We start from the raw sequence: 15,001 nt of genomic DNA, 5'->3' as shown, positions 1-15,001 counted from the left end.
CGCGGTGGCGCCCTTCTCGCGCATCCAGTCGACGAGAAGGCGGTCGGTGTCGACCACCGCATCGGATGAGACGGCAGAACCTGCGGGTTTCAGCTCGAGGGTCGGCACGCCCAGAGAAGTCCACTCGTGCCACTCTCGCGCGGGACCGAGGTGAACGAGGATCCATCGGGAAGCGGTCACGTCGTCGAATCGCTCACGACTTCCCTTCTCACTCTGCACCCAGGGTTGCGGTATCTGCCAGCCGACCGCGGGCGCCTTCGAGGTGGCGAGAAACCCCGTGGGGTAGTGCGAATCCGGGATCCAGCGACTGTCTCGAAGCCATTCGGGGAATCCGGGAATCTTCATCGCGACCCGGAACGTGTGGTTGCGCAACGACGCCAGTGCGGGCCGGCTCTCGGTGATGAGGTTGCCTGTCTTCACTGCACGCTTCGTCACCTCCCGCACGTGCGGCATGCGTTCGGTTTGGTAGCTGTCCAGAACCGAGTCCGGCAGCGAACCCGACAGCACCGCAGCAAGTTTCCAGCAGAGGTTCGCGACATCACGCACTCCGGCGGACATGCCCTGGCCGATCCACGGCGGCATGGCGTGTGCGGCGTCGCCGGCGAGGAAGACGCGTCCCACCCGCCAGCGGTCCGCGAATCGGACGTGGTGGCTGTAGACGACGGCCCGCAGAATCTTCACCTCCCGGTCGGTGATGCCCTGGTTGTTCAGCACGCCCCAGATCGCGGCGTCGGTCGACAGTTCCTTCTCGTCCTCGCCGGGCCTGACCGGGAACTCCCAACGGTGGTGACCCAGAGGTGTCGGGCAGTCGACGGTGGGGCGAGACGGATTGCAGTGGAAACGGAGCTGATCGTGACCGGGCCATTCGTTGATCACCTTCGCATCGATCACCACCCAGCGTTCCCCGAAGGTCTTGCCCTCGTAGCCGACGCCGAGTTGGGCGCGGGTGGGGCTCGAGCCGCCGTCCGCGGCGATCACATACGACGCCAGCGCCCGCTTGAAGACGTCGTGTCGCAGATCGGCCAGCATCAGTTCGACGCCGTCGCCGTTCTGCAGGACGCGCAGGCACTCGTGTTCGAGCAGGATCTCGACGTTCGGGAACCGATCGACTCCGCTGCGCAGGACCTTTTCCATCGCCGGCTGGTAGATGAACTGCTGCGGTGGATGCCCGGCACCCCGCGGCTTCGGCACGATGTCGACGAACGATTCACCTCGTGCGTCGACGAAGGCGACCGGTTTGCCTGGGAGCATGTCCTGCTGGAGTCGGTCCGCGAGTCCGGCCTGTTGCCAGATCCGCATGACCTCTTCATCGGTCGAGATGGCCCGGGCGCGAGCGTAGATGTCCGGATCCCGTTCTACCACGAGGACTTTCAGGCCCAATTGTCCCAAGATGTTCGCGGCGGTGACGCCCGTGGGCCCATAGCCGATGACCGCGATGTCGTACGTCGGATAGTCACTCACGTTGGAGACCTCTCGTGATGGGAATCTGCCGACCCGCCGGAACGTGGGACGTCGAGTGAAGTTCTTCGCTTGTTCCCGTAGTGATTGCTACAGTAAGGTCAGTCCGCAGTGAGAGTCAAGACACACCGACGCCAGTGAGGAGGAGTGCATGGCCGAGGACAGCAAACCCCGCCGGCGTCGCGTCAACGGTGAGGAATCCCGCCGCAGAATCCTCGATGCCGCGGTGGAGGTGGCGAGCGAGCGTGGATACGACGGCACCAGCATCGCGCTGGTGAGCAAGAAGTGCGGCCTGCCCGCCAGCTCGATCTACTGGCATTTCAAAGACAAGGACGACCTGATCGCGGCGGTCATCGAACGCAGCTTCGGCACTTGGCTCGGTGCCTGGTCCATGCCGGACGGCGATGCCCCACGTGATCGCATCGCCGCCGTGTCGATGCAGATCGCGAAGGCCCTGCTCGAATCGCCCGACTTCATCCGGCTGGGGCTCATGCTTGCGCTCGAGCGCCGGCCCACCGAGGCGCGTGCCCGCACCATGTTCCTGACGGTGCGCGACGAGGCGCACCGTCGCATCTCCGAAACGATGCGCGAGGTCGCGCCGGACCTGGCGGAGAGTTCGGTTCAACTGCTCACCACCTATGCGATGGCGACGGCCGACGGGCTGTTCATCGCCAAGGAGATCGGTGGCGACAGCGTCGACCTCATCGCACTGTTCGAACTCCATGCGCACCTCGTCTACGACGCAGCCGTGCGCCTGTCCGCGACCGAAGCAACCGAATGAGACTCGACGATGGATGCCGTCGGCCGACGAGGTCAGGCGCTTTCGCGTTCTCGCTCCGCGACGAGCGTGAGCGCGATGTCGACGATCATGTCTTCCTGACCACCGACCAGCCGACGCCGTCCGGCCTCGAGCAGCAGTGTGCGGACATCGATGCCGTAGCGGGCGGACGCCGCCTCCGCGTGCCGTAGGAAGCTCGAGTACACACCGGCGTAGCCCAGCGTGAGCGTTTCGCGGTCCACGCGGACCGGCCGGTCCTGCAGTGGCCGGACGATGTCGTCCGCGGCATCCTGCAGGGCGAACAGGTCACACCCGTGCTCCCACTCGTGGATGTCGGCGACGGCGATGAAAGCCTCGAGGGGGCAGTTGCCGGCGCCGGCACCGTGGCCCGCCAGCGACGCGTCCACACGGTTGACCCCGTTCTCTACGGCCACAACGGAATTGGCGACGGAGAGCGAGAGGTTCTCATGGGCGTGGATGCCGATCTCGGTGTCCGGATCCAGGATGTCCCGGTAGGCGCGGACTCGCTCCGCGACGCCGTTCATCGTGAGCCGTCCGCCCGAGTCGGTGACGTACACGCAGTGCGCACCATACGATTCCATCAGCTTGGCCTGCTTCGCCAGCTCCTCGGCGGGCGCCATGTGGCTCATCATGAGGAAGCCCGAGACGTCCATGCCGATCTCGCGGGCGGTCTCGATGTGTTGCGCGGAGACGTCCGCCTCGGTGCAGTGGGTGGCGACGCGAACCGAACGCACTCCGAGTCCGTAGGCGCGCTCGAGTTCTCGGACCGTGCCGACGCCCGGCAGCAGCAGCGTCGTGAGCCGGGCGCGGTCGATCGCATCCGCGGCGGCCTCGATCCATTCCCAGTCGGTATGCGAGCCGGGTCCGTAATTCAGTGACCCGCCGGCCAGGCCGTCCCCGTGGGCGACCTCGATCGCATCGACACCGGCGGCGTCGAGGGCCGTCACGATACGTCGCACATCGGTGGGCGTGATGCGGTGCCGCATCGCGTGCATGCCGTCCCGCAGTGTGACGTCTTGGACGAAGATGCTGGGCTTGCTCATCGGGTGGTTCCCTTCTGCTGGGCGATCCGCTCCGCGATCTGCAGTCCGGCGGACGTCATGATGTCGAGATTGCCCGCGTAGGCGGGCAGATAATGCGCGGCTCCCTCGACTTCGAGGAACACCGAGACCTGATGGGTGGGGCGCTGCCCGTCGGCGAGCAGCGTCTCGACCGGCTGATCGGCCGGGATCTCGTTGATCTGCACCTGCTGCTTGAGTCGGTAGCCGGGCACGTACGCCGACACGTCACCGGCCATCTTCTCGATCGACTGCCGGATCTCCTCGTGAACAGCCGGATCCGGGGCATCGACCAGACAGAAGACGGTGTCGCGCATGACGAGCGGTGGCTCGGCGGGGTTGAGGACGATGATGGCCTTGCCGCGGCGGGCGCCGCCGACCGACACGATCGCCTCGGACGTGGTCTCGGTGAACTCGTCGATGTTGGCGCGGGTGCCCGGACCGGCCGACTTGGATGCGATGGACGCGACGATCTCCGCGTACGCCACCGGCACCACCCGCGAGACGGCGGCGACCATCGGGATCGTGGCCTGGCCACCGCAGGTGACCATGTTCACGTTGGGGGCGTCCAGGTGCTCGTCGGCGTTCACCGCGGGCACGACGTACGGTCCGATGGCGGCCGGCGTCAGATCGATCAGGCGTTTGCCGAGAGGTGCCAGGCGGGCATTGTTCGCGACGTGCGCTTTCGCGGACGTGGCGTCGAAGACGATCTCGATGTCGTCGAACCCGGGCATCGCAATGAGACCCTCGACGCCCTCCGCGGTGGTGGGCACCTTCAGCCGTGCGGCACGCGCCAGCCCGTCGGACGCCGGGTCGATGCCGACCATCGCACCCATCTCCAGGTATTCCGAGTTGCGCAGCACCTTGATCATGAGATCGGTGCCGATGTTGCCCGATCCGATGATCGCGACTTTGACCTTGCTCATGCCTCGAGTCCTTCCGTGAAACGGGTTGTCACGACACCGAGACCGGAGATGGTGACGGTGACGAGGTTGCCGGCCGCGACCGGCTGCATCGGGCCGAGCGCACCGGACAGGATCACCTGACCGGCGCGCAGCGGCTGACCGAGGTCGCGGGCTGTGCGGGCAAGCCACACGACGGCCTCGACCGGATCGCCGAGGCAGGCGGATCCGACACCGGTGGACACCTCACGACCGTCGACGGACATCGACATCACGACGTCCACGGGCGCGACCTCGTCGAGCGTGCGGCGCTGCGTCCCGAGAACGAACACGCCCGACGAGGCGTTGTCGGCCACGGTGTCGCCGAAGCTGATGTCCCAGGAGGCGATGCGGCTGTCGCAGATCTCCAGCGCGGCCACGGCGTAGTCGATCGCGCCCCGGACCTGGGCTTTGTCGAGCGGGACGTCGACGAGGTCGGCGCCGAGCACGAAGGCGATCTCGGCCTCGATGCGCGGCTGCAGCAGTCGCCCGATCGGGATCGCGCCGCCGTCCGGGTACTGCATGTCGTCGAACAGCACACCGAGGTCCGGCTGGTCCACGCCGAGCTGCTGTTGGACCGCCTCGGAGGTGAGGCCGATCTTGCGGCCCACCACGGTGGCGCCGGACTGCTCGCGGAGTGCGTTGACGTGGCGTTGGACTGCGTATGCCGCGGCGAGGTCGTCGCGGCCGATCAGATCGCGGACCGGCACGCACGGCACACCGGTGGCGGCGGCGGACGCGAGACGGTCCGCGGCAGCAGCGATGTCGGACTCGCTCGCTGCGAGGGAATTCGTGGGCTTGCTCATGACGACCACTGTCCAGGGTGTGGCGGGACCGGACCAGACAATCGTCTCGCTCAGCGATACGCTCGGAGTATGACGAGTTCCGCGGACCTCGACACCGTCCTCGGCAAGGCGGTGACGATCCTGCGTGCCTTCCGGCCGGACGATCATGTGCTTCCCCTCGCCGAACTGGTGCGCCGGACCGGGCTGCACAAGGCGACCGTGCACCGGCTCGCGGGAGAGCTCGCCGCCAATCGGCTGCTCGACCGCGTCGACGGTGGGTACCGGCTCAGTGGCGGCCTGTTCGAACTCGGGATGCTCGCCTCGCTCGAACGCAGCCTCCTCGAAATGGCGATGCCGTTCCTGCAAGACATCTACGAGCGAACCCACGAGACCGTGCATCTCGGGGTGCGCGACGGCCACGACGTCGTCTATGTCGCCAAGATCGGCGGGCACCGGCAGGCCAACGCCCCGTCTCGCACCGGCGGGCGGATTCCGTTGTACTGCTCCGCAATCGGTAAGGCTCTGCTCGCCCACGCCGACCCCGAGGTCCGCCGGGACGTGCTCGCGGCCCCGATGGTGCGGCGCACCCCGCACACGATCGTGGCGCCCGGCATGCTGCGACGCCAACTGGCTCGGATCGTCGAGACCGGGGTCGCGTTCGAGCGCGAGGAATCCGCGCTCGGCATCACGTGCGTGGCCGCGCCGGTGTTCGCACACGACGGCGAACCTGTCGCCGCCATCAGCGTCACCGGCCCCACCGGACGGTTCCGCCCGGAATTACATGTGGCCACCGTCCGCGCGGCCGCGGCGGGCCTGGGCAGCACCATCGCCCGACGCGACCGACTCCGTTAGGCGATACCGACCTCAGGCGCGAGCACGACCATATCGGTTGCCGGGGAGGGAATTTCATCCGGGTGGGCAGGTCAACAGGCCGGCCCCCACAGATTGTCTTGAAGCGCAGCCTTGGTGGCAAAGGAGTTCAACCCACAAGGTCGTCACCTGTGGCGGCCATCGCGTCCTGTGCACCTATGTGGTCGAGCTTCCCGGTCCCACAGCCGTTCCGGAATTGCCCTGCAGTCCACTGACAACTCCCACCGCACGGTCTCGGCACCCCGCCGCGGCGGGGTCCTCGCAGCGGACACATGAAGCAGGTCCGTCGATCCATCGGGCGGCGGGTTCAGTACTTTTCCCGGATGTTCGCCGATGAGATACGGATCACTATTGGATGGCAGCGAGTGAGCACGGCGATCGATGGATCGGAAGTTACTCCGTCGGGCCGTTGTTCACCGTCGGCGACGTAGCCGTAAGGCATTTGCGAAGCAGACCTGAGTTCCGTTGCGCACCAAAGACCGTACAAGTGTGATTTGCCGACGAGGAAGGAAAGCCCTATGACTGACGTGCAAGGTGTACCCGCGATTGCGGGGAGGAAGCCCAAGTGGGCCGACGCGGACATCGCCGAGCTCGTAGACGAAAGGAACGGCCGGCTGGATCCGCGGATCTACACCGACGAGGCGCTGTACGAACAGGAGTTGGAGCGGATCTTCGGTCGCTCATGGTTGCTGATGGGCCACGAGACGCAGATTCCGAAGGCCGGCGACTTCATGACGAACTATATGGGCGAGGATCCCGTGATGGTCGTTCGTCAGAAGAACGGGGAGATTCGCGTCTTCCTCAACCAGTGTCGCCACCGCGGAATGCGGATCTGCCGCGCGGACGGGGGCAACGCCAAGTCATTCACCTGCAGCTATCACGGCTGGGCCTACGATACTGGCGGCAACTTGGTGAGTGTGCCTTTCGAGGAGCAGGCCTTCCCCGGGCTCGAGAAAGAAGATTGGGGCCCACTACAGGCTCGCGTCGAGACCTACAAGGGTCTGATTTTCGCAAACTGGGACGCTGACGCCCCGGACCTGGACACCTATCTGGGTGAAGCGAAGTTCTACATGGACCACATGTTGGATAGAACCGAAGCGGGCACCGAAGCGATACCGGGGATTCAGAAGTGGGTCATTCCCTGCAACTGGAAGTTCGCAGCGGAGCAATTCTGCAGCGATATGTACCACGCGGGCACCACATCCCATCTTTCCGGTATTCTCGCGGGCCTGCCTGATGGCGTGGATCTGTCGGAGCTCGCTCCCCCCACAGAAGGCATCCAGTACCGCGCAACCTGGGGCGGGCACGGTTCTGGCTTCTACATCGGCGATCCCAACCTGTTGCTCGCCATCATGGGGCCGAAGGTCACCGAGTACTGGACTCAGGGCCCTGCCGCAGAGAAGGCTTCCGAGCGCCTGGGAAGCACAGAGCGTGGCCAGCAACTGATGGCGCAGCACATGACCATTTTCCCAACCTGTTCGTTCCTGCCGGGCATCAACACCATCCGAGCGTGGCACCCTCGCGGGCCGAACGAGATCGAGGTCTGGGCCTTCACCGTCGTGGATGCCGACGCACCCGAGGAGATGAAGGAGGAATACCGCCAGCAGACACTGCGAACCTTCTCGGCAGGTGGTGTCTTCGAGCAGGACGACGGCGAGAACTGGGTTGAGATCCAGCAGGTGCTGCGCGGACACAAGGCCCGCAGTCGGCCGTTCAACGCGGAGATGGGGCTCGGTCAGACCGACTCGGACAATCCCGATTACCCCGGCACGATCAGCTACGTCTACAGCGAAGAAGCGGCGCGTGGGCTGTATACGCAATGGGTCCGGATGATGACTTCGCCGGACTGGGCTGCACTGGACGCCACCCGACCCGCAGCGTCCGAGTCGACCCACACGTGACCGCGGCGGGCGGCGAGCGGACCGCGGTGGAGCCATCGCCGGCTCTCCACCTGAACAGAACTCCCGACTGATTAGGAAGAATTATGATTGAGGCCGAATCGCCAACCACGGCATTTCGAACAAAACCCGCACCAGTAGACCCCAGCCTGCAGCATGAGATCGAGCAGTTCTACTACTGGGAGGCGAAACTGCTCAATGACCGCCGCTTCCAAGAATGGTTCGATCTGTTGGCAGAAGATATTCATTACTTCATGCCGATCCGAACCACGCGGATCATGCGGGAAACTGCACAGGAGTATTCCGGTGCCCGTGAATACGCACATTTCGATGACAATGCGCAGATGATGCGAGGGCGCCTGCGCAAGATCACTTCAGATGTGAGCTGGTCGGAGAACCCTGCCTCGCGCACGCGGCATGTGATTTCCAACGTCATGATCGTCGGCGGTGAGAAACCTGGTGAATACCACGTCTCGAGCGTTTTCATCGTGTACAGAAATCGGCTCGAGCGGCAGCTCGATATTTTCGCTGGGGAGCGGAAGGACATTTTGCGTCGAACTGGTAGCGAAGCGGGTTTCGAACTCGCGAAGCGAACGATCCTGATCGACCAGAGCACAATTCTCTCCAACAACCTCAGCTTCTTCTTCTAGGAGTGACGATGGCCCTCACAAAGATATGCAGCTCCGGCGATTTGGCGCCGGGTGAGATGCTTCGTTTCGAGGAAGGTCCAGAGCCGATTCTGGTCTGTAACGTGGGCGGAGAGTACTTCGCGACTCAGGACACCTGCACCCATGCCGATTGGGCACTCTCAGAGGGCTATCTCGAGGATGACGTCGTGGAGTGCACACTCCACTGGGCCAAGTTCTGCGTGCGCACCGGCAAGGCGAAGGCTCTCCCGGCCTGTGTTCCGTTGCGGACCTTTGTGGTCAAACTCGAGGGAGACGACGTTCTCGTGGACCTCGAGGGAGGAGTGACGACATGACTTCCGACATCGTGGTCATCGGGGGCGGGGTCGCTGGAGTGACTGCCGTACAGGCGCTGCGTTCGGAAGGCTATGACGGGCGCCTCGTGCTGATCGGTAAGGAGCGCGAACTCCCATATGACCGCACCGCGCTTTCCAAAGCGGTCCTGGCCGGGGATCTGGCCGATCCCCCGCTGCTGTTCCCGGCTGACTGGTACGAAGAGTGGCAGATCGAAACGGTGCTCGACAAGACCGTCCTGCAGGTGGATGTCACCCGCGGAGAAGTCCTGCTCGACGGCGGCCCCTCGCTCAAAGTCGATCGTGTTCTCCTGGCGACCGGGGCCAGTGCGCGCGTTCCCTCCTTTTCCGGCTCCGACCTTCCTGGTGTCGCTACCCTACGAACGGCTGACGACGTCCACCGGATGCGCCGAGACTGGGAGCCAGGGCAACGGCTCGTCGTCGTTGGCGGAGGCTTGATCGGCTGTGAGGTCGCGACCACTGCCCGGAAGCTCGGTCTCGAAGTCAGCATCCTGGAAGCCTCGGACGAGTTGCTGCAGCGGGTTCTCGGCCGCCGGATCGGCGGCTGGTGCCGGGCGCGCCTCATGGAACTCGGGATTACGGTCGTGTTGAACACAGGAGTCGCCGAATTCAAGGGGGTGGACCGGATCGCCACTGTAATCGGCACCGACGGAAGATCTTTCGTGGCAGATCGTGCAATCGTGTGCGTCGGCGCGGAACCAGAGACGGCGATGGCCGAACAGTCCGGGCTTGCGTGCAACCGCGGCATCCTCGTGAACGATTCCGGCGGTACCGCCGCAGAGGGGGTCTTCGCTGCAGGCGACGTGGCATCGTGGCCGCTACTGACGGGCGGCCGGCGGTCGCTCGAGACCTACATCAACAGTCAGCGAGAGGCGACCGCAGTTGCGTCGGCGATGTTAGGGAAAGCTGTTCATGCACCGCAACTCCCGCTGTCGTGGACCGAGATGGCCGGACATCGCATACAGATGATCGGCGACATCGAAGGTTCAGGGGAATACGTCATGCGAGGTGATCCCGACGACGGCCCGGCCCTGCTCTTCAGGCTCAACGACGGCAGAGTGACTGCGGCAGTTTCGGTGGATGCTCCGCGCGATTTCGCCATGGCGACGCGCCTTGTCGAGAGGGGTGCTCAGGTGGGCCGGGAGGTTCTCGGCGACACCAGCATGGAGTTGCGCGAACTGAATCGTGCGGCACGCGAGCGAGTCCTGATCGCGGAGTGATCACCGAGGACCGCTAGGGACGATCACTCATCCGCTCTGCCGGGCCACTGGTCCGGCGACGATATGCACCCCACTCCTTCGGGCCGTCGAGCACGGCAACAACAGGAAAGCCATACCCGAGGTCCCGGGGTGATTTCACAACCTACGGCCGACGGCGCAAATCACACTCCAAGAAAGGTAAGAAATGAGCGTTCAGAGACTGGGTTACATGGGCTTCGAGGTTGCGGATGTGCCCGCGTGGCGCGCCTTCATGACGGAAAAACTGGGGGCTATGGAGGCCTCGAGCAGCGAGAATTCGGCGCGGTTCAGGGTTGACTCCCGCAGTTGGCGCCTGATGGTCGAAAAGGGCCCGTCGGATGACATCTCGCTCTCGGGCTACGAGGTCGATAGCGCGGACTCGCTACTCGCGATCAAGAAGCGTCTCGAAGCGCATGGCATCGAGGTGACAACAGAGAGCGTCGAGTTGGCGGCCGATCGCGGTGTCCTCGGGCTGATTTCGTGCACGGACACGGCAAACACCCGGGTCGAGATCTACTATGGCGCGACGGAGCTGTTCGAGAAGCCGTTCATCTCGCCGACCGGGGTCTCGGGCTTCACGACCGGCGACCAGGGGTTCGGCCACTACGTGCTGGCTGTGCCGGATGTAGATGCTGCCCTGGATTTCTATGTCAAGGGCCTGGGCTTCCATCTCTCCGACATCATCGACTGGAAGCTCAACGATGAGCTGACGGTCAAACTCCACTTCCTGCACTGCAACGGTCGACACCATACCTTGGCGCTCGCCGGTCTTCCGGGAGCAAAGAAGACTCACCACTTCATGCTCGAGACCAAGCATATGGATGACGTGGGCCTTGCCTATGACAAGTTCGATGCGGACGGGACAGTGGTCATGACGCTTGGTCGCCACACCAATGACCACATGCTCTCATTCTACGGCGCGACCCCCTCCGGATTTGCCGTCGAATACGGCTGGGGCGCTCGCCAGGTCGAGCCGGGCTGGTCCGTCGTGCGCTACGACAAGATCAGCATCTGGGGTCACAAATTCGTTGCCGAGCGCGACACGCAAGTGAGCAGCAACGCAATCGAGGATGAATTGATTGAGGTCGGTGCCGCGCTGAGCGCTCCGGCGCAAGCGTAAGACGAACCGAACTCACAAGACGAAGAAAGGTATTCAGATGGGTTGGCTGGAAGACAACGTCATGATCGTCACCGGCGGAGGGTCGGGCCTGGGACGGGCGCTGGTCGAGCGATTCCTGGGAGAGGGAGCCCGGGTGGGTGTCCTGGAGAAGTCGGCGGAGAAGGCTGAGAAGCTTGCCAACGACTTCGGCGAGGATGTCCTCGTGGTCGAGGGTGACGTGCGCAAGTACGACGACAATGCGCGCGTCGTCGAGGAAACGGTTCGCCAGTTCGGTCGCCTCGACACGTTCGTCGCGAACGCCGCGATCTGGGACTTCTCGACGAAGTTGGTCGATATCCCGGTGGACCGACTGGACGCCCTCTTCGACGAAATGTTTCACATCAACGTCAAGGGCTACTTGCACGGTGCACGTGCGGCAGTCAAGGAGCTCGCCGCCACCGGAGGCTCGATCATCTACACCGTGTCGAATGCCGGCTTCTACCCCGGCGGCGGCGGCCCGCTCTACACCGCATCGAAGCACGCGGTAGTCGGGCTGATCAAGGAACTGGCCTTCGAACTCGGCCCCAAGATCCGTGTCAACGGGGTGGCTCCGGGCGCAATGCCCACCGATCTGAGGGGACCTGGTTCGCTTGGAATGGGCGAAACCACCATCACCTCAGCGGTATCCCTCGGTGATCTGGTCAAACAGTGCACAGTGCTGCAGGAGCTGCCCGAGGCTGCGGACTACACCGGGCACTACGTTCTGCTGGCTTCGAAGGCGAACTCGAGGACGGCAACCGGCGCGATCATCAATTGTGACGGCGGGATGGGTGTGCGCGGCTTGGCCGAGACGGCCGGCGGAAACGACCTGTAAGACGCTGCCCTCGGACAGAAGAAACAACAGCGACGGCACCAGGCCCGCCCGGTGACTCTCGAAGTCTCGGACAAGCACCTGCCCGAGACTTCGAGATGCCGGGACCCCCTCCGGTCGCAAGTTGTGGTGACCCAGCCGCTGATGGCGCGAGTTCGGTTTGTTGGGGAGACTGGACCGTGGCAGCGAGGATCGCTGATCTAGGGAACAACATGGGAATTCTAGGTTCAACATGCACATCGACACCGTGAGAGTGCTTCGGGAGAGTCCGGGCATCACGACGACTCTGGCGCTTTCGGGCGAGACGCGTGAACGTGTTGTCGTCCGGCGGGTGGATCTGTCGATGGCGTTCCCATGGAGTTGGCAATGGCTCGAGGGTGAGCTCGAGGCCATGCGCAGGGCGCGGCTGCCACATGTCATCCCCACCCAGATTGCACACAAAGAACCCGACCACGTCGATCTCGTCCGTCCGTTCATACCCGGTCTCGACATTCGGGAATGGTCTGCGCAGGAGTCGCGCCAATCGATCGATGTCCAGCTCCAGCTGATGTGCGACCTGTTCTACGCACTGGCTCGTCTGCACCGAATGGGAATCGCACACGGCGGGGTGAAGCCAGCGAATATCATGCTCGCGGAGGGCAGCAACCAGCTAGTTCTTCTCGACGCCAGCGTGACGCGGACTCAACTGGCTGCCGTGACCCATCCCGTCGAGGGGCCGGAACGTCGATATCTGCTTCCGGAAAGTCCTGGACTCGCACACCCGACGGCAGGCTTCACGGCCGACATCTTTGCAGCGGGGTGGGTACTCCTCGAGTCGACGGCGGAGGGAAATCGGACGGCCAGCGCGTTGCGTAGGGCGAACCCTCGCATCGGTACCCCTGCAGAGCTGTCACACCTGGTCGATATCGTCGGCCTCCCGGCTGCGCTGCGCCCGATATTTCTGAAGCTGCTGAGCACACAGGCAGCGATCCGCTACGAGAGCGCTGACGAGGTGCTCGAAGCGCTCGAGGCGGTGGTCGCGACCGGCGGCGGGGAGAACGCTCTTGCGTCTGCTGTCGCATCGCCCCGGCCCTACCAATCACTCGCCTACGTTGAGCCGCCGCTGGTGGGTAGGCGTGTCGAACTCGCTGCACTCACCACGTGTGCCGACGGCGCCACCCGGTCGTCCGGATCGGTCACGTGCTTGAGTGGTGAGTCAGGAGTGGGCAAAAGTCGCCTGCTCGATGCCGTGGCCGACCATGCCGCGGCTACCGGGGTGACCGTGATGCGTGCCGGTGCGTTCGACCATGCGCCGGCACGCCCTCTCGGACTGTTCGCCGGCCCTTTCCGCGACCTGGTCGCCTACTTGACTGCGCACCCGCTCGAGACCGAGCGGGTGCGCGAAGAAATGGGTGGGCTTCTTCCTGCAGCACTCGAGCAAGTACCAGAGTTGACCGGAGCCTTCGGAGATCGCCCCGCGGTCAAGCACTCGGACGACGCATTCGGCGACAGCACGGTGCCGGCCGCCCCGACGGCCGTCGCCCGACTTCTTCTCTCTGTCTTCACGAAGGAACGCTCTGGACTGATCGTGATCGACGACTGTCAGTGGGCGGATGATCTCAGCTGGCAGGTGCTCGCTAAATTGGCCTCGGCGATATCGAGAGAAAAGGCGCGATCCGAGTCGAATGTTTCGTTGATCTGTTCGTGCCGAACGGAAGCAGTTGCACAGGTTATGGCCTGGGGAATCAATGATATCGAGTACCTCGACCTTCAGCCCCTGTCCGAAGCTGATACGGAGGAATTGATCCGGTCGATCGGTGACTGTGTCCCCGACGAGGTCATTCCCTATGTCACGAAGTACTCCAAAGGCAATCCACTCGAAGCCTTACTCGTTTTCCAGGCGTTCATCGATTCGGCGGCGTTGACGCGCAAGTCCGACCGATGGGTTGTGGACGAGAGCGGAATGGCATCGCTCCCACTGCAATCGCTTACCCGAGATTTCGACGCTGCGACTGGACAGGACAGCGCGCGAATGAATGTATTCGTCTCGTCGCGGTTGAGCCTGTTGTCGCCGGAAACAGCGCAGGCGATACGTCAGGGCGCGGTGCTGGGACGCCGGTTTTCCTCCAGACTCTTGAGCGGCGCCCTGGACACAAGCTCGACGGACGTCGAGCAGCTGCTCTCGGAGGCAACCCAGCGCGGAATTGTGCGCGGTGTCGCGGATGGCGATCACTACGAATTCGAATTCACGCACGATCGACTCCGCGAAGCAGTGCTGAGAACCTTGACCGACGACACCCGTCGCGAGCTGCATTTGCGCGCCGCACAAGCACTCGAGGGGATCTCCGAGGTTCGGGCCGACTACGACATCGCGTATCACTTCGACCGTTCCGGTCGAGCCGCGTCTGCAGTGCCCTTCGCCCTGCGTGCCGGCGAGGCGGGATTGAGGCGCAATGCACTCGATGTTGCGGAGGGGAACTTCAAGATCGCTGAAGCGGGACTGACGCTGTGCGAGTCGGCGGACGACATCGCGAGGTTTCGTGTCTACGAAGGACTCGGCACAGTTCACATGCTCCTCGGGAACTACGATCTGGCTGCGAAGGAACTGGCCTGCGCATACGAGTTGACCGGTACGCGTTCGGGACTCGACTCTGCACGGATTGCAACATTACTCGGCGAACTCGCCTTCAAGACAGGCCGATTCGATGATGCCGCGAAGTGGATGCGGCGGAGTATGCAAGACCTGGGGCTGCGCGTCCCACGCAGTTCCGTGCACGCGGCCGTATTCGCAGTCGGCGAGGTAGGTCTGCTTGCCCTGGGTTGGTTCTCTCGCCGAATCCGTTCCGGCCGAGCGAACTCCGGTACAGAGCGTGAGCGTCTAGCCGCCCGGATCCACAACCGACTGGTGTACGAATGGTGGTTCGTCCGATCGCCGATCTGGGTGGTCTTGGCTATCCTTCGGAGTGCGCGTTTCGCGAATGCCGCCGGGAGCATGCGGGAGCGGG

At 64.0% G+C, this 15,001-nt stretch carries 13 protein-coding genes; 9 read left to right on the top strand and 4 right to left on the bottom strand.

Annotated elements, in window-relative coordinates:
- The coding region (locus WAW17_RS03785; protein ID WP_422331677.1) for a bifunctional 3-(3-hydroxy-phenyl)propionate/3-hydroxycinnamic acid hydroxylase at positions 1-1,461 on the bottom strand (1,461 nt) is incomplete at its 3' end.
- Between the two features lie 148 nt (positions 1,462-1,609).
- Between WAW17_RS03785 and WAW17_RS03780 the strand changes: the two genes are divergently transcribed.
- Positions 1,610-2,239 (top strand): TetR/AcrR family transcriptional regulator, encoded by a 630-nt coding sequence (locus WAW17_RS03780; protein ID WP_422331676.1) that lies wholly within the window; start codon positions 1,610-1,612, stop codon positions 2,237-2,239.
- Positions 2,240-2,271: 32 nt separating this feature from the next.
- On the opposite strand, the gene dmpG is transcribed toward WAW17_RS03780, so the two are convergent.
- From dmpG to WAW17_RS03765, 3 genes are read right to left on the bottom strand one after another with little or no spacing between them, the layout of a single operon-like run.
- Complete coding sequence (gene dmpG / locus WAW17_RS03775) at positions 2,272-3,300, bottom strand: 4-hydroxy-2-oxovalerate aldolase (RefSeq protein WP_422331675.1); 1,029 nt, start codon at positions 3,298-3,300, stop codon at positions 2,272-2,274.
- Positions 3,297-4,241 (bottom strand): acetaldehyde dehydrogenase (acetylating), encoded by a 945-nt coding sequence (locus WAW17_RS03770; protein WP_422331674.1) that lies wholly within the window; start codon positions 4,239-4,241, stop codon positions 3,297-3,299. Before WAW17_RS03770 ends, dmpG begins: the two co-directional genes overlap by 4 nt.
- Positions 4,238-5,062 (bottom strand): 2-keto-4-pentenoate hydratase, encoded by an 825-nt coding sequence (locus WAW17_RS03765; protein WP_422331673.1) that lies wholly within the window; start codon positions 5,060-5,062, stop codon positions 4,238-4,240. Before WAW17_RS03765 ends, WAW17_RS03770 begins: the two co-directional genes overlap by 4 nt.
- A gap of 69 nt (positions 5,063-5,131) precedes the next feature.
- Between WAW17_RS03765 and WAW17_RS03760 the strand changes: the two genes are divergently transcribed.
- From WAW17_RS03760 to WAW17_RS03725, 8 genes are all read left to right on the top strand, one after another.
- On the top strand, positions 5,132-5,893 hold the full coding sequence (locus tag WAW17_RS03760) for an IclR family transcriptional regulator (RefSeq protein WP_422331672.1): 762 nt from the start codon (positions 5,132-5,134) through the stop codon (positions 5,891-5,893).
- A gap of 536 nt (positions 5,894-6,429) precedes the next feature.
- A complete protein-coding gene (bphA1, locus tag WAW17_RS03755; RefSeq protein WP_422331678.1) occupies positions 6,430-7,812 on the top strand; it encodes a biphenyl 2,3-dioxygenase subunit alpha in 1,383 nt (460 codons plus the stop codon).
- 83 nt (positions 7,813-7,895) lie between these two features.
- Entirely contained in the window at positions 7,896-8,459 is a 564-nt protein-coding gene (bphA2, locus tag WAW17_RS03750; protein ID WP_422331671.1) for a biphenyl 2,3-dioxygenase subunit beta, read from the top strand.
- Positions 8,460-8,467: 8 nt separating this feature from the next.
- Positions 8,468-8,791, top strand: coding sequence for a biphenyl 2,3-dioxygenase ferredoxin component (gene bphA3, locus WAW17_RS03745; protein ID WP_422331670.1), 324 nt, complete (start codon positions 8,468-8,470; stop codon positions 8,789-8,791).
- Positions 8,788-10,029, top strand: a complete 1,242-nt coding sequence (bphA4, locus tag WAW17_RS03740; RefSeq protein ID WP_422331669.1) for a biphenyl 2,3-dioxygenase ferredoxin reductase component — start codon at positions 8,788-8,790, stop codon at positions 10,027-10,029. Before bphA3 ends, bphA4 begins: the two co-directional genes overlap by 4 nt.
- Positions 10,030-10,213: 184 nt before the next feature.
- Positions 10,214-11,167 (top strand): biphenyl-2,3-diol 1,2-dioxygenase, encoded by a 954-nt coding sequence (gene bphC, locus WAW17_RS03735; RefSeq protein WP_422331668.1) that lies wholly within the window; start codon positions 10,214-10,216, stop codon positions 11,165-11,167.
- Positions 11,168-11,204: 37 nt separating this feature from the next.
- Complete coding sequence (hcaB, locus tag WAW17_RS03730) at positions 11,205-12,020, top strand: 3-(cis-5,6-dihydroxycyclohexa-1,3-dien-1-yl)propanoate dehydrogenase (protein ID WP_422331667.1); 816 nt, start codon at positions 11,205-11,207, stop codon at positions 12,018-12,020.
- Between the two features lie 229 nt (positions 12,021-12,249).
- A partial coding sequence (locus WAW17_RS03725; RefSeq protein ID WP_422331666.1) for an ATP-binding protein occupies positions 12,250-15,001 on the top strand: 2,752 nt, incomplete at its 3' end.

This window comes from Rhodococcus sp. (in: high G+C Gram-positive bacteria), from assembly GCF_049286785.1.
Lineage (GTDB): Bacteria > Actinomycetota > Actinomycetes > Mycobacteriales > Mycobacteriaceae > Rhodococcus_F.
The sequence above is the reverse complement of the archived record's forward strand: the minus strand, read 5'-3'. Positions and strand labels throughout refer to the sequence as shown.